At 72.6% G+C, this 19,508-nt stretch carries 15 protein-coding genes; 10 read left to right on the plus strand and 5 right to left on the minus strand.

What is annotated here, in order from left to right:
• Positions 1-3: 3 nt before the first annotated feature.
• From OHQ87_RS00060 to OHQ87_RS00070, 3 genes are read right to left on the minus strand one after another with little or no spacing between them, the layout of a single operon-like run.
• Complete coding sequence (locus OHQ87_RS00060; protein ID WP_328343758.1) at positions 4-792, minus strand: ABC transporter permease; 789 nt, start codon at positions 790-792, stop codon at positions 4-6.
• A gap of 11 nt (positions 793-803) precedes the next feature.
• On the minus strand, positions 804-1,574 hold the full coding sequence (locus tag OHQ87_RS00065) for an ABC transporter permease (protein WP_328343760.1): 771 nt from the start codon (positions 1,572-1,574) through the stop codon (positions 804-806).
• On the minus strand, positions 1,571-2,581 hold the full coding sequence (locus OHQ87_RS00070; protein WP_328343762.1) for an ABC transporter ATP-binding protein: 1,011 nt from the start codon (positions 2,579-2,581) through the stop codon (positions 1,571-1,573). The genes OHQ87_RS00065 and OHQ87_RS00070 overlap by 4 nt, the downstream gene beginning before the upstream one ends.
• Before the next feature lie 364 nt (positions 2,582-2,945).
• On the opposite strand from OHQ87_RS00070, the gene ileS reads away from it, so the two are divergent.
• Together ileS and OHQ87_RS00080 are read left to right on the plus strand one after the other, a co-directional pair.
• On the plus strand, positions 2,946-6,089 hold the full coding sequence (gene ileS, locus OHQ87_RS00075) for an isoleucine--tRNA ligase (RefSeq protein ID WP_328343763.1): 3,144 nt from the start codon (positions 2,946-2,948) through the stop codon (positions 6,087-6,089).
• A gap of 160 nt (positions 6,090-6,249) precedes the next feature.
• Positions 6,250-6,942, plus strand: coding sequence for a lysophospholipid acyltransferase family protein (locus OHQ87_RS00080; RefSeq protein ID WP_328343765.1), 693 nt, complete (start codon positions 6,250-6,252; stop codon positions 6,940-6,942).
• Positions 6,943-6,990: 48 nt separating this feature from the next.
• Here the strand turns inward: OHQ87_RS00080 and OHQ87_RS00085 are convergent, their stop codons facing one another.
• On the minus strand, positions 6,991-8,844 hold the full coding sequence (locus OHQ87_RS00085; protein WP_328343766.1) for a hypothetical protein: 1,854 nt from the start codon (positions 8,842-8,844) through the stop codon (positions 6,991-6,993).
• A 108-nt stretch (positions 8,845-8,952) separates the two neighbouring features.
• Here OHQ87_RS00085 and OHQ87_RS00090 point away from each other — a divergent pair, with 108 nt between their 5' ends.
• The 8 genes from OHQ87_RS00090 (at position 8,953) to OHQ87_RS00125 (ending at position 18,754) form a co-directional block, all read left to right on the plus strand.
• Positions 8,953-10,992, plus strand: a complete 2,040-nt coding sequence (locus OHQ87_RS00090) for a TIGR03960 family B12-binding radical SAM protein (RefSeq protein ID WP_328343768.1) — start codon at positions 8,953-8,955, stop codon at positions 10,990-10,992.
• A 185-nt stretch (positions 10,993-11,177) separates the two neighbouring features.
• Positions 11,178-11,897 carry a TIGR03936 family radical SAM-associated protein gene (locus tag OHQ87_RS00095; protein WP_328348688.1) on the plus strand — a complete coding sequence of 240 codons (720 nt, stop codon included), beginning with the start codon at positions 11,178-11,180 and terminating at the stop codon, positions 11,895-11,897.
• 131 nt (positions 11,898-12,028) lie between these two features.
• Entirely contained in the window at positions 12,029-15,214 is a 3,186-nt protein-coding gene (locus tag OHQ87_RS00100; protein ID WP_328343770.1) for an Rne/Rng family ribonuclease, read from the plus strand.
• Positions 15,215-15,332: 118 nt separating this feature from the next.
• Positions 15,333-15,827, plus strand: coding sequence for a hypothetical protein (locus OHQ87_RS00105; protein ID WP_328343772.1), 495 nt, complete (start codon positions 15,333-15,335; stop codon positions 15,825-15,827).
• Between the two features lie 198 nt (positions 15,828-16,025).
• Complete coding sequence (rplU, locus tag OHQ87_RS00110) at positions 16,026-16,340, plus strand: 50S ribosomal protein L21 (RefSeq protein ID WP_328343774.1); 315 nt, start codon at positions 16,026-16,028, stop codon at positions 16,338-16,340.
• 11 nt (positions 16,341-16,351) lie between these two features.
• Entirely contained in the window at positions 16,352-16,603 is a 252-nt protein-coding gene (gene rpmA, locus OHQ87_RS00115; protein ID WP_088647594.1) for a 50S ribosomal protein L27, read from the plus strand.
• A 155-nt stretch (positions 16,604-16,758) separates the two neighbouring features.
• Positions 16,759-18,234: a GTPase ObgE gene (gene obgE / locus OHQ87_RS00120; RefSeq protein ID WP_328343776.1), complete on the plus strand. Its 1,476-nt coding sequence runs from the start codon at positions 16,759-16,761 to the stop codon at positions 18,232-18,234.
• Positions 18,235-18,304: 70 nt separating this feature from the next.
• Positions 18,305-18,754 carry a GNAT family N-acetyltransferase gene (locus OHQ87_RS00125; protein ID WP_328343778.1) on the plus strand — a complete coding sequence of 150 codons (450 nt, stop codon included), beginning with the start codon at positions 18,305-18,307 and terminating at the stop codon, positions 18,752-18,754.
• 14 nt (positions 18,755-18,768) lie between these two features.
• Here OHQ87_RS00125 and OHQ87_RS00130 read toward each other — a convergent pair whose 3' ends face one another.
• The gene (locus OHQ87_RS00130; protein WP_328343780.1) at positions 18,769-19,428 is read right to left on the minus strand and encodes a DUF6766 family protein; all 660 of its coding nucleotides are present in this window, start codon (positions 19,426-19,428) and stop codon (positions 18,769-18,771) included.
• Positions 19,429-19,508: the final 80 nt, after the last annotated feature.

Consider the following 19,508-nt stretch of genomic DNA (forward strand, 5'->3'; position numbering starts at 1 on the left):
CCGTCAGAGGGTGTCCAGCGAGGCGCGGCGACGGGACTCCGCCTCGAACACCTTGAGCAACCCGGCCGCCAGCACGGCGTAGCCGACCCCGACGGCCAGTTCGACGCCGATCGCCGGCAGGGCGTCGCCCAGGGTGGCCCCGCCGGCCAGCCGCCGGGCCGCCTCGGCGGCGTGGGTCACCGGCAGCACGCCGCCGACCGCGCGGATGCCGGCCGGCAGACCCTCGGCCGGCACGTTCACCCCGGTGAACAGCAACAGCAGCGCCGCCGCCACGTTCGAGATCAGGAAGACGTCCCGGAAGCGCAGCCCCAGCGCCCCCAGGGTCAGCCCGAAGAAGCCGCAGGTCAGCGAAGCCGAAGCCAGGGCCAGCAGCAGACCGGGCAGGGCGGTGACCGGAATCCGTAGGCCGAGCAGGAACGCGGCCACGGTGAGCGTGCTCGCCGCGATCAGCAGGCCGTTGCCGGCGTACGGCAGCACCCGGCCGAGGAAGATCGCGGTGCGGCTGCGCGGGGAGAGCAGCACGTGCCCGAGGGTGCCGAAGCGTCGCTCGTTGGCCACCGCCATGGTGCCGCCGTAGACGCAGGCCAACGAGGTGCTGAGCACCGCGTTGCCGACGATGTAGAACCTGTCGTCGGCTACCCCGAGCTCCCGCCCCAGGTAGGCGAAGAAGAAGAGCTGGAACAGCGGGCCCACCAGCAGGGTACCCACGAAGATCGACGGGGTGGTCCAGTTGAACAGGGCCCGGTAGGCGATCACCCCACCCACGCCCACCAGCCGCAACAGTGCGCTCATCGGTGACCCCCTCAGGCCAGGGCCAGGGTCGCGGCGACCCGGGCCCGGCGCTCGACGTACGTCATCAGCAGCCAGCCGGCGGCCAGGCAGGCCAGGCTGATCGCCAGGCAGATGCCCAGCGCCGGCCAGACCGACCCACCGACGGTGGCCTCGTGCACCGCGCGGGCACCCCAGGTGGTCGGCAGCACCGCGGCGACCGGCCCGGTCCAGCCGGGCAGCGCGGTGACCGGCACGAGCATCCCGGAGACCAGCCAGATCGGGTACTCCAGCGTGTTCGCCAGGGCGTTCGCGTGCCGCAGCAGCACGAAGCTGGACGCCAGCAGCAGACCGAACATGCCCAACCCGGCGATGCAGCCGACCACGGCGACCGGGAAGGCCAGCGGGTGGGCGAAGTCGAGCGGGATGCCGTAGAGCAACCGTCCCCAGGCCAGGGTGGCGAGCATCGCGTACGTGCCGGTGACGCCGGTGGCCAGGGTGATCGGCAGCAGCACCAGCGCCGGCGGTCGGGGCGCCAACATGATCATTTCCAGGGTGCCCTGCCAACGCTGGCTCTGGATCGCCCCGCCGGAACCGAACAGCACAGTCGACCAGACCCCCATCAGGCCCGCGCCCACCGCCGCCTCGAGCAACCGGTCCGGCTCACCGCCGGCCCGGAACAGGTAGACCGCCAGGGTCGCCTGCACCACCGGGACGAGCAGCGCGATGGCGATCTCGAAGGGGGAGCGGCTGAGCTGCTTGACGTGCAGCAGCGCGCCGACCGCGATCATCCGTGCGGTGCTCACGCCGGCACCGGATCGGCCACCGACGTCGGCTGCGCCGCCCGGTTGACGATCGCCACGTACGCGTCCTCCAGGGTGGGTTGCCGGGCGGTGACCCGGCCCAGCCGTACCCCGCTCAGCTCGCGCAGCACGTCGGCCTGCACGTCCACCCCCGCGTCGGACTGCACCCCGAGCACCTGCGCCGCCCCGTGCACCGCCAGGCTCACCTCGCGTACGCCGGGCCGGGCCCGGATCGCGGCCACCTGCTCGTCGGTGACCCCGTAGGCCTCGACCTCCAGCACCCGCCGGCCGTCGGCGTGGTGACGCAGCTCGGCGGGGGTGCCCAGGGCCTGGATCCGGCCGCCCGCGATCACCGCCATCCGGCCGCACAACTCGTCGGCCTCGGCCATGTAGTGCGTGGTCAGCAGCACCGTCGTGCCGGTGGCGGCCAGCTCGGCGACGGTCTGCCGCAGCTCCCGGGCGGCCACCGGGTCGACCCCGATCGACGGCTCGTCGAGGAAGAGCACCCGGGGCCGGTGCAGCAGCCCCCGGGCGATGTGCAGCCGCTGCCGCATGCCCCGGGAGTAACCCTCGACCCGGTCGTCCTCCCGGCCGGTCAGCCGGACCAGCGCGAACAGCTCGGCGATCCGGCGCTTCTGCTCCCGACCCGGTACGCCGTACAGCTCGGCGAAGTAGCGCAGGTTGTCCCGGGCGGAGAGCCGGTCGTACAGGCCCCGGTCGCCGCCGAAGACGTAACCGATCCGCCGGCGTACCTCCCGGGTCTGCCGGACCACGTCGAAGCCGCAGATCCGGGCCTCGCCCGCGGTCGGGATCAGCAGGGTGTTGAGCAGCTTGATGGTGGTGGTCTTGCCGGCGCCGTTCGGGCCGAGCAGGCCGAACAGCTCACCGTGGCCCACCGTGAGGTCGACCCCGGCGACGGCGTGCACCTCCCGGCGCTGTGGTCGTAACCAGCCGGTCCTGGTGCGGTAGCTGCGGTGCAGTCCCACCGCCTCGATCGCGTGCCCACCCATGGCCGTGAATCTATGGGTTGCCCGGGGACGCCCGCACGCCCATTACCCGCCGACCGGCACCGCCCCCGGCCCTCGCCCCGGCCGGTTACTCGGCGGCGGACGCCCCAGTCGGTCGAGTATCCTTGCCGGTACAGGCGACGACCCGGCCATCACCGGCGAGCCTCCGGAAGAAACGGTGGCGACACCGGAGTAGAACCGGACGGGGCGGCCCGTCACAGCCGACCGACGAGCGGGTGGTCGATTCCTGACCGCCAAGCGGGGTGGTACCGCGGGCCCGGCCCGGGGCGTCGACGACGGCGTACCGGCGAAGGCTCGTCCTCGCAGACCACGAGATCAGTGAGCTGCCAGAGGAGAGCGACCCCCGATGGGCTATCCGTTGCACGACCCGGCCGCCGGCGTCCCGGCGAGCCCGGACCTGCCCGCGGTCGAACGCCGCGTCCTGGAGCACTGGACCGCCGACCGGACCTTCGAGGCCTCGGTGGCGGCCCGGCCGGCCGGCGACGACGGCAAGAACGAGTACGTCTTCTACGACGGCCCGCCGTTCGCCAACGGCCTGCCGCACTACGGCCACCTGTTCACCGGGTACGTCAAGGACGTGGTGCCGCGTTACCAGACCATGCGCGGCCGGCACGTCGAGCGGCGTTTCGGCTGGGACTGCCACGGCCTGCCCGCCGAGGTGGTGGCCGAGAAGCAGCTCGGCATCACCAGCAAGGCGGAGATCCTCGACCTCGGGGTGGCCCGGTTCAACGAGGCGTGCCGCTCCTCGGTGCTGGAGTTCACCCAGGACTGGGAGCGGTACGTCACCCGGCAGGCCCGCTGGGTCGACTTCACCGACGACTACAAGACCCTCGACCTGGACTACATGGAAAGCGTCATGTGGGCCTTCAAGACCCTGCACGACAAGGGCCTGGTCTACGAGGGCTTCCGGGTGCTGGCGTACTGCTGGCGGTGCGAGACGCCGCTGTCGAACACCGAGACCCGGATGGACGACGTCTACCGTGACCGGCACGACCCCACGCTGACCGTGTGGTTCGAGCTGACCCCGGACGAGCGTGCCCCGGAGCTGGTCCGCGGGCCGGTCAAGCTCGGCGTCTGGACGACCACGCCGTGGACCCTGCCGTCCAACCTCGCGCTCGCCGTCGGCCCGGACATCCGGTACGCGGTGCTGGAGCGCGACGGCCAGCGGTACGTGGTCGGGGAGTCCCGGCTCGGGGCGTACGCCAAGGAGTTGGAGGGGTACGAGCAGGTCGGCTGGGTGACCGGCGAGGCTCTGGCCGGACGCCGCTACACCCCGCTGTTCGACTTCCTGGTCGAGCGGGCCGGGGAGAACGCCTACCAGGTGCTCGGCGCGGAGTTCGTCACCACCGAGGACGGCACCGGGATCGTGCACCTCGCCCCGGCCTTCGGTGAGGACGACCAGAACGTCTGCAACGCCGCCGGCATCCCCACCATCGTCACGGTCGACGACCACACCCGGTTCACCGCGCTGGTCCCGCCGTACCAGGGTGAGCAGGTCTTCGACGTCAACAAGCCGGTGATCCGGGAGCTGAAGGAGCGGGGGGTGGTGCTGCGGCAGGACACCTACACCCACTCGTACCCGCACTGCTGGCGCTGCGACACCCCGCTGGTCTACAAGGCGGTGTCGTCGTGGTTTGTCGCGGTGACGCGGTTCCGGGACCGGATGGTCGAGCTGAACCAGCAGATCAACTGGACGCCCGGCCACATCAAGGACGGTTCGTTCGGCAAGTGGCTGGCCAACGCCCGGGACTGGTCGATCAGCCGCAACCGGTTCTGGGGCTCACCCATCCCGGCCTGGAAGTCCGACGACCCGAACTACCCCCGGCTGGACGTCTACGGCTCGCTGGACGAGATCGAACGGGACTTCGGCGTACGCCTGACCGACCTGCACCGGCCGGCGGTGGACGACCTGGTCCGCCCCAACCCGGACGACCCGACCGGGCGCTCGATGATGCGTCGGGTGCCGGAGGTGCTGGACTGCTGGTTCGAGTCCGGCTCGATGCCCTTCGCCCAGGTGCACTACCCGTTCGAGAACGCGGACTGGTTCGAGCACCACTACCCGGGTGACTTCATCGTCGAGTACATCGGGCAGACCCGGGGCTGGTTCTACACCATGCACGTGCTGGCCACCGCGCTGTTCGACAGGCCGGCGTTCCGCAACTGCCTGAGTCACGGCATCCTGCTCGGCTCGGACGGGCGCAAGATGTCCAAGAGCCTGCGCAACTACCCGGACGTCTACCACGTCTTCGACGCGTACGGCTCGGACGCGATGCGCTGGATGCTGATGTCCTCGCCGGTGCTGCGGGGCGGGGACATGCCGGTCACCGAGCCGGCGATCCGCGACGCCGTCCGGCAGGTGCTGCTGCCGCTGTGGAACGTCTGGTACTTCTTCTCGCTCTACGCCAACGCCGCCGGGCACACCGCCCGTCGCCGGACCGACTCGACGCACCTGCTCGACCGGTACGTGCTGGCCAAGACCCGGGAACTTGTGGAGACCGTCGGCGCGCAGATGGACGCGTACGACATCTCCGGGGCCTGCGCCACAGTCCGGTCCTACCTCGACGCGCTGACCAACTGGTATGTGCGGCGGTCCCGGGACCGGTTCTGGTCGGGTGACGCCGACGCGTTCGACACCCTGTGGACGGTGCTGGAGACGCTCTGCCGGGTGGTCGCGCCGCTGGCCCCGCTGACCGCCGAGGAGATCTGGCGCGGGCTGACCGGCGAGCGGTCGGTGCACCTGACCGACTGGCCGTCGGCGCAGGACCTCCCCGCCGACCACGACCTGGTCGCGGCGATGGACGCCACCCGGGACGTCTGCTCGGCGGCGCTGTCGCTGCGCAAGGCCAAGGGGCTGCGGGTCCGGCTGCCGCTGCCCAGGCTGACCGTGGCCTCCCCGGTCGCCGACCAGCTGCGGCCCTTCGCCGACCTGGTCGCCGACGAGGTAAACGTCAAGGCGGTGGAGTTCTCCGCGCAGGTCGCCGACTACTGCCAGCAGGTGCTGACCGTGGTGCCCCGGGCGCTCGGCCCCCGGGTCGGCAAGCAGGTGCAGCAGGTGATCAGGGCGGTCAAGGCGGGGGAGTGGGAGCTTCACGACGGCGCTCCCGTCGCCGCCGGGGTCACCCTCGCCGAGGGCGAGTACGAGCTGCGCCTGGTCGCCGCCGACGCCGCGCACTCCGCCCCGCTGCCCGGCGGTGAGGGGGTGGTGGTGCTCGACACCGCTGTCACCCCGGAGTTGGCCGCCGAGGGGCTGGCCCGGGACGTGGTCCGGGTGGTGCAGCAGGCCCGCCGGGACGCCGACCTGGACATCTCCGACCGGATCGTGCTGTCGGTGTCGGCCTCCGAGGAGGTCCGGGCGGCGGTGTCGGCGTACACCGGGTTCGTCGCCCGGGAGGTGCTGGCCGACACGGTGGACTTCGCCGACGGCCTGGCCGGGTTCACCGGTGAGGTCGGCGACGGCGAGCCGGTGACGGTGACCGTCCGACCGGTGTGAGCGGTGTGGGAGGGGCCCCTGCCGTCGCCTGCGCGGCGGTCGGGGCCCGTCCCCGCGCCCGCCCATCCAGTGGGCGGACGCGCGTGCACCAGTTGGGTCGTGCGGGCGTCCGTCCGCTACCGTGACACCGCCTGTTCAACGTACGACCGCCGGAGGACCAGTGCCGCTGCTCTACACCATCGGCAAGCTCACCGTGGGACCCGCGATCCGGCTGGCCTTCCGCCCGGTCGTCGAGGGGCTGGAGCACATCCCGGCGAGCGGCGGTGCGATCTTCGCGGGCAACCACCTCTCCGTCGCCGACGAGCTGCTGCTGGGCACCGTCGTCCCCCGGCACCTCGCCTTCTGGGCCAAGTCGGAGTACTTCACCGGCCCCGGTCCGAAGGGCGCACTGTCCAAGTTCGTGCTCACCGGTCTGGGTGCCATCCCGGTCGAGCGGGCCGGTGGGCGGGCCGCGCTGTCCGCGTTCGACGCGGCCATCCCGGCGTTGCGCGGCGGAGACCTGGTCGCCGTCTACCCGGAGGGGACCCGCTCGCCCGACGGGCGGCTCTACCGGGGACGGACGGGCACCGCCCGGCTGGCGGTGGCGGCCGGCGTGCCGATCATCCCGGTGGGGGTGCTCGGCACCGACAAGGCCCAGCCGATCGGCACCCGGGTCCCCCGCCCCGGCAAGGCGAAGATCATCATCAAGTTCGGCAAGCCGCTGGACTTCACCGGCCGCTCCGACGACCGCACCTCGCTGCGGGAGATGACCGACGAGCTGATGGCCGAGATCCAGAAGCTCACCGGCCAGGAGTACGTCCCCCGCTACGCCCCCCGCCGGGCCGAGCCCACCGCCGGTGGCACGCCGGCCTGAACACCGCCTGTACACGGCGGAGCGTCGGCTGCTCGGGCCGGCCCCCGCTCAGCCCTGCTTCGGAGTGACGATCTGGGCGCGCATCGTGGCGAGCAGCCGGGCGCTGTCGTCCACCGAGAGTCGGGTGAAGACCCCGGTGGCGCTGCTGCCGTGGTCCACCGACGTGCAGACCACCACGTCGGCGCCGTTGGATGACCCGGTCGCGCAGCGCTCGTACCGGCCCCGGACGCCGGTGTCCACCGGTTGGGGCGTACCGAGCCCGAAAGTGTCGGTCAGCCGCACCATGGCGTCGTCCGCGTCGGACTCCGGGCTGAACCGGAAGCCGGTGTCACCGAAGACGATCACCCGCTTGCCGTCGGACGTGCCGTAGACGCCGGCGTAGACGTCCTCGGCGAGCAGGTTCGCCTTGCGTACCTCGGTCTTGAGCTTCTCGACCTCGCTGCCCGAGTCCTCCCGCAGGGTCAGGTCCGCGACCTGGCCGGGCAGGGTGGCATCGGCGGGGTACTGCTGCCAGGCCGGTCGGCCGAACCAGGCGGGGCAGCCGCAGCAGCAGGCCAGGCTGAGCAGCAGCACCCAGGGCCAGCGCCGACGCTTGCGGCGGACGTACCCCTTGGGAGGTCTCCTGGGGTCCACCGGCGGTGGGGCGGCCGGTTCCGGACGGGCCCGGCGCTGCTTCGGCGGCCGGGGTGGCGCGGGCGGCGGCGGGGGTGGCAGCGCCGGGCGGGCTGGTGGCGGGGACACCGGCCGCGCAGCGGGCACCGGCGCGACCGGGTAGGGCCTGGTCGGCGAGGGCGCGGCCGGAGCCGGCGACGACACCGGCGGGTACGGCGGGGTCGGGGTGTTCTGGTGGGGCGGGGTGTTCTGGTACGGCGGGGCCGGTGGGGTCGGGGTGTGCTGGTGGGGCGTCGACTGCGCCGGTGGGGTGGAGTCGGGCCGGTGGGGTGGGGCCGGGCCGGTGGCCGGTGGGTAGGGGCGGGTCGGCGGCGACGCCGGATAGGGCACCGCCGGCGGCAGTGCAGCCAGCTCGGGGTGGTGCAGGTCCCAACCGCCGGTGTCCGCGCCCGCCCACGGGTCCACCGGGGCACGGTGCTCCGGCAGCTCCGGCGGGGGCGGCGGCGGGAGTGGCGGCGGTGCCGGGGTGAACTCGGCCGACTCACCCCACCCGCGGCGACGCGGCGGCGGTGCGGGTACGGCGGCGGAACCACTCCACCGGGGCGCCGCCGGCTCCTCAAGCGTCGCGTCGGGGCGCTGTTCCAGCCGGGTGGCGTCGGGGCGTTGCTCCAGCCTGGTCGGGTCGGGGCGCTGTTCCTGCCGGGTCGGGTCGGGGCCCTGCTCCTGTCGGGCCAGGTCGGGCTGGGCTGGCGTCGTCGGCTCGGGCGGTGTGACCCGCGCCGGAACGGCGGCCGACCCCCGGGCCGGGGTGACCGGGCCGGGCGCGACCCCCCGCGCCGGGCCGACCGGCTCCACCGGACTGCTCTGCTCGGTCGGGCCGGTGGACTCCATAAGACCGGCCTGTCCGTCGGGGCCGGCCTGCTCGCTCGGGCCGGCGGACTCCGGCGTGCCGGCCTGCTCGGCCTGCTCGGTCGTGCCGGCCTGCTCGGTCGTGCCGGCCTGTTCCGGTGGGGTGGGGGGCTCGGTCGGGCCGGCCTGTTCCGGCGCGGGGGTGGGTCGGGGTGGGGTGGCGACGTCGACGGGTGACGCGGAAGGAGGGGCGTCACCAGCCGGATTCCCCAAGTCGCCCTGCGTGACCGCGATGGGCTCACCCGCCGACGCTGCGTGGTCACCAGGCGGTGGTGTGGGGAGGTCGACCGGCTCGGCGGTGACCACTGGATCCTGCTGCCGACCCGGGACCGGGTCGCCCCCGTCGGCCGGCCGGTCTGCTCCCGGCTGCGGCTCCGGCATCGCGGCAATCTCCTCTCGCGCCGGTTGCGAGGTTAGTACCGGGGTGCCACCTCGACCAATCGGCGGTGCGGCGAGTGGTTCGCCGGCGGACGCGTACCCTTGGGCTCCATGAGTGCTCCGTCCACGACGCCGCGCCCCGCCGCGGCCATGACCGACGACGGCTCCGGCACGGCGGGTCCTTCGCCGCGCCACGACGGCGAGCTGTCGGTCTGGCCCCGGCTGGAGGCGCTGCTGCCCCAGGTGACCAAGCCCATCCAGTACGTCGGTGGCGAGCTGGGCGCGGTGGTCAAGGACTGGGACGCGGCGACCGTACGCTGGGCGCTGATGTACCCCGACGCGTACGAGGTGGGCCTGCCCAACCAGGGCGTGCAGATCCTCTACGAGGTGCTCAACGAGCAGCCCGACGTGCTGGCCGAGCGGACGTACGCGGTCTGGCCGGACCTGGAACAGCTGATGCGTACCCACGGCGTGCCGCAGTTCACCGTCGACGCGCACCGTTCGGTGCGCCGCTTCGACGTGTTCGGGGTCTCGTTCTCGACCGAGTTGGGCTACACCAACCTGCTCACCGCGATCGACCTCGCCGGTATCCCGATGCGCGCCGCCGACCGTACCGAGGCCGATCCGGTGATCGTGGCCGGTGGGCACGCCGCGTTCAACCCGGAGCCGATCGCCGACTTCGTCGACGCCGCCGTGCTCGGCGACGGCGAGGAGGCGGTCCTGGAGATCACCGCGATCGTCCGGGAGTGGAAGGCGGAGGGCTCCCCGGGCGGCCGGGACGAGCTGCTGCTGCGGCTGGCCCGCACCGAGAGCGTCTACGTGCCGCGCTTCTACGACGTGGACTACCTGCCCGACGGCCGGATCCAGCGGGTCGTGCCGAACCGCCCGGACGTGCCGTTCCGGGTGCACAAGCGCACCACCATGGACCTGGACGCCTGGCCGTACCCGAAGAAGCCGCTCGTGCCGCTGGCCGAGACGGTGCACGAGCGGTACGCGGTGGAGATCTTCCGGGGCTGCACCAGGGGTTGCCGGTTCTGCCAGGCCGGCATGATCACCCGCCCGGTCCGGGAACGCTCGATCACCACCGTCGGGCAGATGGTCCAGCAGGGGTTGGAGTTCTCCGGCTTCCACGAGGTGGGCCTGCTGTCGCTGTCGTCGGCCGACCACTCCGAGATCGGCGACATGTGCTCCGGCCTGGCCGAGCAGTACGCCGGCACCAACGTGTCGCTGTCGTTGCCGTCGACCCGGGTGGACGCGTTCAACATCGACCTGGCGCAGGAGCTGTCCCGCAACGGTCGGCGGACCGGGCTGACCTTCGCCCCGGAGGGCGGGTCGGAGCGGATCCGCAAGGTCATCAACAAGATGGTGTCGAAGGAAGACCTGATCCGCACGGTGGTCACCGCGTACACCAACGGTTGGCGGCAGGTGAAGCTCTACTTCATGTGCGGCCTGCCCACCGAGACCGACGAGGACGTCCTGGAGATCGCCGACATGGCGCACGAGGTGATCCGGGCCGGGCGGGCGGCCACCGGGTCCAAGGACATCCGCTGCACCGTCTCCATCGGCGGTTTCGTGCCGAAGCCGCACACCCCGTTCCAGTGGGCACCGATCTGCCCGCCGGAGGTCATCGACCACCGGCTCAGGCTGCTCAAGCAGGCGATCAATTCGGACCGCTCGCTCGGTCGGGCGATCGGCTACCGCTATCACGACGGCGAGCCGTCGCTGATCGAGGGCCTGCTCAGCCGGGGTGACCGCCGGGTAGGCGCGGTGATCCACGAGGTGTGGCGCAACGGCGGCCGGTTCGACGGGTGGAGCGAGCACTTCTCGTACCAGCGCTGGGTGGACGCCGCCGCCGAGGTGCTTCCGGGCTTCGGCGTCGACCTGGACTGGTACACCACCCGCCAGCGCGACGAGCTGGAGGTGCTGCCCTGGGACCACCTCGACTCCGGCCTGGACAAGGACTGGCTCTGGCAGGACTGGCAGGATTCCCTGGGCGAGTACGAGCAGGACGACTGCCGGTGGACCCCGTGCTTCGACTGCGGTGTCTGCCCGTCGATGGACACCGAGATCCAGATCGGTCCCACCGGCCGTAAGCTCCTGCCGCTCACCCCGGTCACCGGCCTGAAGGTGCCCACCGGCGCCCAGCAGTGACAGTCGCCGGGGCGGGGGTGGCGTGCCCCGGCGGGCCACCCGTCCCGCGAAGACGCGCATGACGCTATCGTCACCGCCGGCCCGGGGCACGGGGACGACCGGCCGGTTCTAGACCGAGGAGTACGACGATCAGCAGGAAACCACAGCCGGAGGGCGGGCAGGCGCCCATCGTCCAGCGGGTCCGGATCCGGTACGCGAAGCGCGGACCGTTGCGGTTCACCTCCCACCGGGACTTCGCCCGCGCCTTCGAGCGCGCCCTGCGCCGGGCCGCCGTACCGGTGGCCTTCTCCCAGGGCTTCACCCCGCACCCGAAGATCTCCTACGCCAGCGCCGCCCCCACCGGCGTCGCCAGCGAGGCGGAGTACCTGGAGGTCGGCCTCCAGGCGGTGGTCGACCCGGAGCAGTTGCGCGCCGCGCTCGACGCGGCCCTCTCACCCGGCCTCGACGTGCTGGACGTGGTGGTCGCCACCGGGGGGAGCCTGCCCGAGCGGATCGAGGCGTCGCACTGGCGGATCGAGCTGCCCGACGTCGACCCGGCGGTGGCACAACGGGCGGTTTCCGCCTTCGTGGCCGCCGACGAGGTGCAGGTCGAGCGGATGACCAAGCAGGGCCGACGGACGTTCGACGCGCGGAGCGCGGTGACCCGCATCGATGTGCTGCCCCCGGTGGAGACGCCTTCCGGGGCAGCGGACTCGTCGTGTGCGATACTCGAACTGGTCGTACGGCAGGTCACCCCGTCCGTGCGACCCGATGACGTCCTTTCCGGCCTCCGCGTGGTGGCCGCCCTGGAGCCGCCGGTCTCCCCGAGGGTGATCCGGCTGGCGCAGGGCACGTTGACCGCGCAGGGCGCGATCGTGGATCCGTTGGAAGCGGACCGCGACTGGGCAGCCATCGGAGGACGCTGACCGTCGGTCAGGGTTCTGGCAGGCAGACTTCGGCGGTCGTGCACGTCGCGCGCCCGGCGGAAACACTTTTGCGGCAGTCCTGCGTGGCAGCGCTCACCCGCGCCCGGGGCCGCCAGAACTGGAGAACGTCCATGCTCGAGAACGAGCCCGAGGGCGGCGAACGGACCGGTTCCCAGCCGGCCGGCGACACCGCCGACACCACCATCGGCGGCGGCACCGGTGCCGCCTCCTCCGACGGCACGCCCGGCGCCGCGCCACCGGAGGCCGCCGCGACGCCCCCGGAGGGTGCCGCGACGACCACCGAGGGTGCCGCGACGGCTGTGGACGGTGCACCGCCGACCCGGCGACGGACCACCCGACGGCGGGCCGCGCCACTGAGCCAGCCGGAGCCGACCGGGGCGCCCGCCGAGGCGTCCGACACCGCCGCCTCGGCCACCGACGAGTCGCAGCAGGCCGAGGTGATCGTCCCGGTCGCCGGTGAACTCGACTCCGCGCCGAAGCCCACCCGACGCCGCCGCAAGGCCACCCCGGCCAAGGCGGTCGAGGATCCGCTCGTCGCCGACGGGGTGGAAGAGGGCAGCGCGGAACTCGTACCACCGGTGAAGGTGACCCGTACCCGGCGGAAGAAGGCTGTCGCCCCGGCGGCCGCCGAGCCGCTGCCGGCCGCCGAGGTCGCCGCCGGCCAGGTGCCGGCCGCCGAGGTGGAGGAGCCGGCCGTGGAGGCGGCTGCCCCGACCGAACCGACCGTCGCCGACGAGGTCGAGGAGACCGAGGAGACCGCGGCCGAGGAAGCCGCGGTGCCTGTCGACCAGCCGTCCGCCGGGGCGGCGCAGCCGGACACCGGTGCGCGGCCGGGCAGGACGTCCGGCCCGGCCGGTGCCGGGACGGGAGCCGGTGAGGTGTCGCCCGGCGTCGCCGTGCCGGCCGCCGGTGAGCCGGTGGAGCCGGCCGAGCCGCAGCTGCGTACCCGCCGGCGGCGGGCCGCGATCGCCGCGCCGACGGTGCTCTTCATGGCCCCGCAGCCGGAGGAGCTGCCCACCTTCCGGGTGGTCGAGCCCGGACCGGTCGCCGAGGAGCCCGCCGAGGAGCCCGCCGAGACCGGGCGGCGGCGTCGCCGTGGTCGCCGTGAGGCCGAGCCGGTCGAGGCCGTCGAGCCGGTCGAGGTCGTCGAGGAGGAGCCCACCGGCGAGGCCGAGGAGGGCACCGAGGACGACAGTGACGACGAGGAGGACGACGACGAGTCGGCCGCCGCGCGTCGCCGCCGTCGCCGGGGCCGCCGGGGCCGGGGCCGGGGCAAGGGCGGCGCGGACGACACCGACGAGGACGAGACCGAGGAGCCGGCCCAGGCCGAGGCCGAGAGCGAGGGCGACGAGGCCGAGGACGAGGGTGACGGGGACGGACTGACCCGCCGTCGTCGGCGGCGTCGCCGCCGGGGCGCCGGGGACGTCGAGGGGAGCGCCGACGACGGCGTACCCACGGTGGTGAAGATCCGTGAGCCCCGCAAGGCCGTCGACGAGGTGCAGGGCGTCTCCGGCTCGACCCGGCTGGAGGCCAAGCGGCAGCGTCGGCGGGACGGCCGGGAGCAGCGCCGCACCCGCCCGCCGATCCTGAGCGAGTCGGAGTTCCTGGCCCGCCGGGAGGCGGTCGACCGGGTGATGGCGGTCCGCCAGCGCGGCGACCGGACCCAGATCGCGGTCCTCGAGGACGGCGTCCTGGTCGAGCACTACGTCACCCGCAACTCGTCCGGCACCATGGCCGGCAACGTCTACCTGGGCAAGGTGCAGAACGTCCTGCCCAGCATGGAGGCGGCCTTCGTCGACGTCGGGCGGGGTCGCAACGCCGTGCTGTACGCCGGCGAGGTCAACTGGGACACCAGCGGCCTGGAGGGGCGCTCCCGCTCGATCGAGCAGGCGTTGCGCTCCGGCGATTCGGTGCTGGTCCAGGTCACCAAGGACCCGATCGGGCACAAGGGCGCCCGGCTGACCAGCCACGTGGCGCTCTCCGGCCGGCACCTGGTCTACGTGCCCAACGGCAACGCCTCCGGGATCAGCCGCAAGCTGCCCGACAACGAGCGCAAGCGGCTGCGTGACGTGCTCAAGAAGCTGGTCCCGGACGGCGCGGGCGTGATCGTCCGGACCGCCGCCGAGGGAGCCAGCGAAGACGAGCTGGCCCGGGACGTCAAGCGGCTGCAGGCCCAGTGGGAGGACATCCAGGCCAAGGCGACCGCCGGTGGCGCCCCGGTGCTGCTCTACGAGGAGCCCGACCTGGTCATCCGGGTGGTCCGGGACCTGTTCAACGAGGACTTCCGCGAGTTGGTCATCGAGGGCGAGCAGTCGTACGGCATGGTCGAGTCGTACCTGTCGCACGTCTCGCCGGACCTGGTCGACCGGGTACGCCGGTACGTCGGCACCGCCGACGTGTTCACCGAGTACCGGATCGACGAGCAGATCATCAAGGGGCTGGACCGCAAGGTCTTCCTGCCCTCCGGTGGTTCGCTGGTGATCGACCGGACCGAGGCGATGACCGTCGTCGACGTCAACACCGGCAAGTACACCGGCTCCGGGGGCAACCTGGAGGAGACGGTCACCCGCAACAACCTGGAGGCGGCCGAGGAGATCGTCCGTCAGCTGCGGTTGCGCGACATCGGTGGCATCGTGGTCATCGACTTCATCGACATGGTGCTGGAGTCCAACCGTGAGCTGGTGTTGCGTCGGCTCACCGAGTGCCTGGGGCGCGACCGGACCAAGCACCAGGTGACCGAGATCACTTCGCTCGGCCTGGTGCAGATGACCCGGAAGCGGATCGGCGCCGGCCTGCTGGAGGCGTTCAGCGAGCCCTGCGAGTGCTGCAAGGGCCGGGGCCTGGTCATCCACACCGAGCCGGTGGCGGAGAAGCCGCGTGCGGGTGCCGGTGCGGGTGCGGGTGCGGGCGACCGGGTCAAGGCGGTCGCCTCGGCGGTCACCGCCCCGGCGGCCGAACCGCCCGCCAGCGCGTCCTCGCGGCGGCGGGCCCGCAAGGCGGCCACGGCGGAGCGGACCGTTGTCGAGACCACCGAGGCCACCGACGTCGAGGTCGCCGCCCCGGCGGCCGACACCGGTTACGACGACACCATGGGCTACGACCTGTCCCGGTACGAGACGCAGACGCCGGCCGCGCCGGCTGTGGCCGACGCCCAGACCGGTGAGTCGGCCCGGCTCGCCGGGGTGGACGACCCGGACGCGCTGGGTGAGGCCGACGGCGACGACGACGGTGGTGAGGCCGGCACCGGTCGGCGGCGGTCCCGCCGGGGTGGTGCCCGTCGGCGGACCCGTCCGTGACGGGCTGACCCGCACCAACGTGCCCCAGGACCCCTCCTCCGGCGTCCCGCTGGTGGGAGGGGTCCTGCCGGGCCGGCGGCCGGCGATACGATCGGTCACCCCCGGCTAGGAGAAGACCATGCGCCGCCTGCCCGCCGCCATCGTGGTGACCACCGTCCTGCTGACCGGCGTCGGCTGTTCCGGCGACCGGACCGACGGGTCGGCCCCCGCCGACCGGTCGAGTGCCACGGTGGCCCCCGCCACGGTGGTCCCGTCCGCCGTGGTGAGCGGTTCCCCGGCGGGCGGCAACGGACCGCAGGTGTGCGCCGACGCCGAGGCCGCCTCGACCACGGCGGTGCGTACCTACGTCGAGGAACTGGGCAAGATGATCGCGGCGGTCGGTGCGAACGACAGTACGGCGGCGGACACCGCCCGCAAGCGGGCGGAGGTGGCGCTGACCACCTGGCGGACGGTGCTGCGGCAGCAGTCCGGCCGGGCCACCGACCCCCAGTTGAAGACCCTGCTCACCGAGTTGGCCACCGAGATCGGCCGGCTCGGCACCGACGTCGACTCGATCGACGAGACCGAACTGGACCGGCTCCAGCAGCGCCTGGACCAGCTCTGCGCCCGCTGACGGCGGGCCGGTTCCGGCGCGGCCGGCCGACCGGCGGGGGGCCGGTTTGGGTGGCGGGCGGGGGATGGCGTAGTCTTTCCTGCGGCGCACTTTGGTGTGCCGAGTTCCCGCGTGCCCGCGCTGCCGGTGTCACAGCTACCCGGCAAGTTGCCATGGGAACGACCGCCAGCAGCCTCAACGACAGGGAGTCCGCCTCCGATGTACGCGATCGTCAAGACCGGCGGCAAGCAGTACAAGGTCGCCGAGGGCGACGTGATCGAGGTCGAGAAGCTCACCGGTGCCCCCGGTGACGCGGTGAAGCTCACCGCGGTGCTCCTCGTCGACGGTGACGACCTGGTGACCGAAGCGGCAAAGCTTGCCAAGGTCGCGGTGTCCGGCGAGATCGCCGCGCACACCAAGGGCCCGAAGATCCGGATCCACAAGTTCAAGAACAAGACCGGCTACCACAAGCGCCAGGGTCACCGCCAGCCGTTGACCCAGGTCAAGGTGACCGGCATCTCCAGCGGGAAGTAGGTCGTCCTCCAATGGCTCATAAAAAGGGTGCGTCCAGCTCGCGTAACGGTCGTGACTCCGCGGCCCAGCGACTCGGCGTGAAGCGCTTCGGTGGTCAGGTCGTCAGCGCGGGTGAGATCCTCATCCGTCAGCGTGGCACCAAGTTCCACCCCGGTGACCTGGTCGGCCGCGGTGGCGACGACACGCTCTTCGCGCTGGCCGCCGGTTCGGTCCTGTTCGGCACCAAGCGGGGTCGTAAGACCGTCAGCATCGTGCCGCAGTAGCTCGAAGGCGAAGCGGGCCGCGGACCTCGGGGTCGCGGCCCGCTTCGCCGTTTCAGGTGCGGGGTGCTCCCGCCGGTGGGTGCTCCTGCCCGCCGGTGGCCCCGGTGGGGTGCTTTTCAGGTGCGGGGCGTGACTCCGCTGGAAGGATTGGCGTCGTGACGACGTTCGTTGACCGGGTCGTCCTGCACATGCAGGCCGGCGACGGCGGGCACGGCTGTGTCTCCATCCACCGGGAGAAGTTCAAGCCCTTCGGCGGCCCGGACGGGGGCGACGGCGGGCACGGCGGCAGCGTCTCGCTGGTTGTCGACCCGCAGGTGACCACGCTGCTTGACTTCCACTTCCGCCCGCACCTGAAGGCCGAGAACGGCAAGGGCGGCGCGGGTTCGAACCGGGACGGCGCCAAGGGCCACGACCTGCTGATCAAGGTGCCCAACGGCACCGTCGTGCAGACCCTCGACGGTACGGTGCTTGCCGATCTGGTCGGTGCGGGCACCACCTTCGAGGCGGCCCGGGGTGGGCGCGGCGGGCGGGGCAACGCCTCGCTGGCCAACGCCCGGCGCAAGGCGCCCGGCTTCGCCGAGCTGGGCGAGCCCGGTGACAAGCTCGACGTGGTGCTCGAGCTCAAGAGCGTCGCCGACGTCGGCCTGGTCGGTTTCCCGTCGGCGGGCAAGTCCTCGCTGATCTCGGTGATCTCCGCCGCCAAGCCGAAGATCGCCGACTACCCGTTCACCACCCTGGTCCCCAACCTGGGCGTGGTCCGGGTGGACAACCACACCTTCACCGTCGCCGACGTGCCGGGTCTGATCCCGGGCGCCGCCACCGGTAAGGGGCTGGGCCTGGAGTTCCTCCGCCACGTCGAGCGGTGCGCCGTGCTGGTGCACGTGGTCGACACGGCGACCCTGGAGCCGGGCCGGGACCCACTTGCCGACATCGACACCATCGAGGCGGAGCTGGCCGAGTACGGCGGACTGGCCGACCGGCCCCGGCTGGTGGCGCTGAACAAGGTCGACGTGCCGGACGGTCAGGATCTCGCCGACATCGTCCGACCCGACCTCCAGGCGCGTGGTTTCCAGGTGTTCGACGTCTCCGCGGCCACCCGTGAAGGGCTCAAGGAGCTCACGTACGCGATGGCGGAGCTGGTCGACCAGGCCCGCCGCGCCGCGCCGCCGGCCGAGCCGACCCGGGTGGTGATCCGTCCCAAGGCGGTCGACGACGCCGGCTTCACCATCGAGGCGGCGGCCGACGGCTCGTTCACCGTGCGGGGCGTCCGACCCGAGCGTTGGGTACGCCAGACGAACTTCGACAACGACGAGGCGGTCGGCTTCCTCGCCGACCGGCTGGCCCGGCTGGGGGTGGAGGAGAAGCTGGCCAAGGCCGGCGCGAACCCCGGTGACCTGGTCCGGATCGGTGAGCGGGAGTTCGACTGGCAGCCGACCCTCTACGCCGGCGTCGACTTCGTCCCCGGCAACCGGGGCACCGACGTACGGCTGGAGGAGAAGTCGTCGCGCCCGGCGGCGGCCGAGCGGTTGGCCGCCCGCAAGGCACGGCGGCAGCGCCCCGAGGACGAGCTGGCGACGGCCTCGCCGGAGTCGGCGGCCGACGACCAGGACTACGACGAAGACGAGGAATAGCCCGTTACCGGTCGGGTCCGGGTCGTTTCCCGGAAACCTTCGTGAAACGGACCCGTCCTACCGTGGGGTGATGCTGATCGAGTCCCGTCCCGCCACCGATCCGCAGGTCGACGCGCTGGTCGCCGCCCAGCAGCGGGAGCTACGCGAGGCCGACGGTGGGCTGGGCGGACAGGTCACCCTGGTCCACGACGGCATCCGCTACCTGGTGGTGGTGGACGGTGGCCGGGTGGTCGCCTGCGGTGGCCTCCAGTCCCTCGATGCGGACACCGGCGAGCTGAAGCGGATGTACGTCCGGCCGGCGTACCGGGGGCGGGGGATCGCCCGGCAGTTGCTCTGTGCGCTGGAGGAGTTGGCCTTCCAGCAGGGCCACTCGATGCTCTGCCTGGAGACGGGCACCTATCTACCTGCCGCGATCGGCCTCTACACCTCCTGCGGCTACCAGCCGATCCCGGTCTACGGCGAGTACGTCGGCAACCCGTACAGCGTGTGTTTCGCCAAGCGGCTGCCGGTGGCGGCCTGAACAGCCCCGCCCGGTCAGGCGCCGGTCTGGGCGTGCGCGGCGGTCACCGGCTTCGACTCCGGCGAGGACGCCTGGCGCAGGAAGATGCTCAGCAGGACCAGTGCCCCCACGGCGAGGAACTCGCTCTGCCAGTTCTGCATCGACTGGAACCAGAAGTCGCTGGTGCCGAGGAACTGCCAGGCGCTGATCGGGGCCGCGCCGCTCTGGAGCGCCTGCTCCTCGTTGTAGGCGGCAACCCCGCCGAACAGATGCCCGACGAAGGACCCCGCGAAGATCAGTAACAGGGCCGACGAGAGGCTGTGCCGGTAGACGGCCAGTGGCAGTCCACCGACCCGGACCGGCCAGGGCGCGTCCGGGCCGGCCCGCCGTTCGTCGTCGGTGGGCCGGTCGGTGCTGTCCTCGGGCTTCGACTCGGCAGAGCCCCGCTGTACCAGGTAGGTGGTGAGCAGCACGTAGCCGCCCATCTGGAGGAACTCCGACTCCCAGTTCTCGAAGACCGCCTCGGCGAAGTGCCCGCTGCCCAGGTACGCCCACCAGCTCAGCGGGGCGACGCCGTACTCGGCGAGCTCCTCGTTGTGGGTCTGCCAGCCGAACAGGCTCTGCAATCCCAGGAAGAGTGCGAACGCGCCCAACAGGGCCAGGCTCAGGGCGTTCCTGCGCAACCATCGTGACATCGCGGCCTCCTCGTCCTCCCGGTGGCTGCCCGAGCCGGGACGCGGGCAAACGCCGGCGCGGCGTGTCGGGGCACGGACCA

Source organism: Micromonospora sp. NBC_00421 (genome assembly GCF_036017915.1).
GTDB lineage: Bacteria > Actinomycetota > Actinomycetes > Mycobacteriales > Micromonosporaceae > Micromonospora.

Excerpts from the sequence above, each read along its gene's own strand:
- OHQ87_RS00105 (WP_328343772.1), top strand. The coding sequence starts at position 15,333 with ATGCGCCGCCTGCCCGCCGCCATCGTGGTGACCACCGTCCTGCTGACC.
- ileS (WP_328343763.1), top strand. The coding sequence starts at position 2,946 with ATGGGCTATCCGTTGCACGACCCGGCCGCCGGCGTCCCGGCGAGCCCG.
- OHQ87_RS00060 (WP_328343758.1), bottom strand. The coding sequence starts at position 792 with ATGAGCGCACTGTTGCGGCTGGTGGGCGTGGGTGGGGTGATCGCCTAC.
- OHQ87_RS00100 (WP_328343770.1), top strand. The coding sequence starts at position 12,029 with ATGCTCGAGAACGAGCCCGAGGGCGGCGAACGGACCGGTTCCCAGCCG.
- OHQ87_RS00085 (WP_328343766.1), bottom strand. The coding sequence starts at position 8,844 with ATGCCGGAGCCGCAGCCGGGAGCAGACCGGCCGGCCGACGGGGGCGAC.
- rplU (WP_328343774.1), top strand. The coding sequence starts at position 16,026 with ATGTACGCGATCGTCAAGACCGGCGGCAAGCAGTACAAGGTCGCCGAG.
- OHQ87_RS00130 (WP_328343780.1), bottom strand. The coding sequence starts at position 19,428 with ATGTCACGATGGTTGCGCAGGAACGCCCTGAGCCTGGCCCTGTTGGGC.
- OHQ87_RS00090 (WP_328343768.1), top strand. The coding sequence starts at position 8,953 with ATGAGTGCTCCGTCCACGACGCCGCGCCCCGCCGCGGCCATGACCGAC.
- OHQ87_RS00125 (WP_328343778.1), top strand. The coding sequence starts at position 18,305 with ATGCTGATCGAGTCCCGTCCCGCCACCGATCCGCAGGTCGACGCGCTG.
- rpmA (WP_088647594.1), top strand. The coding sequence starts at position 16,352 with ATGGCTCATAAAAAGGGTGCGTCCAGCTCGCGTAACGGTCGTGACTCC.
- OHQ87_RS00070 (WP_328343762.1), bottom strand. The coding sequence starts at position 2,581 with ATGGGTGGGCACGCGATCGAGGCGGTGGGACTGCACCGCAGCTACCGC.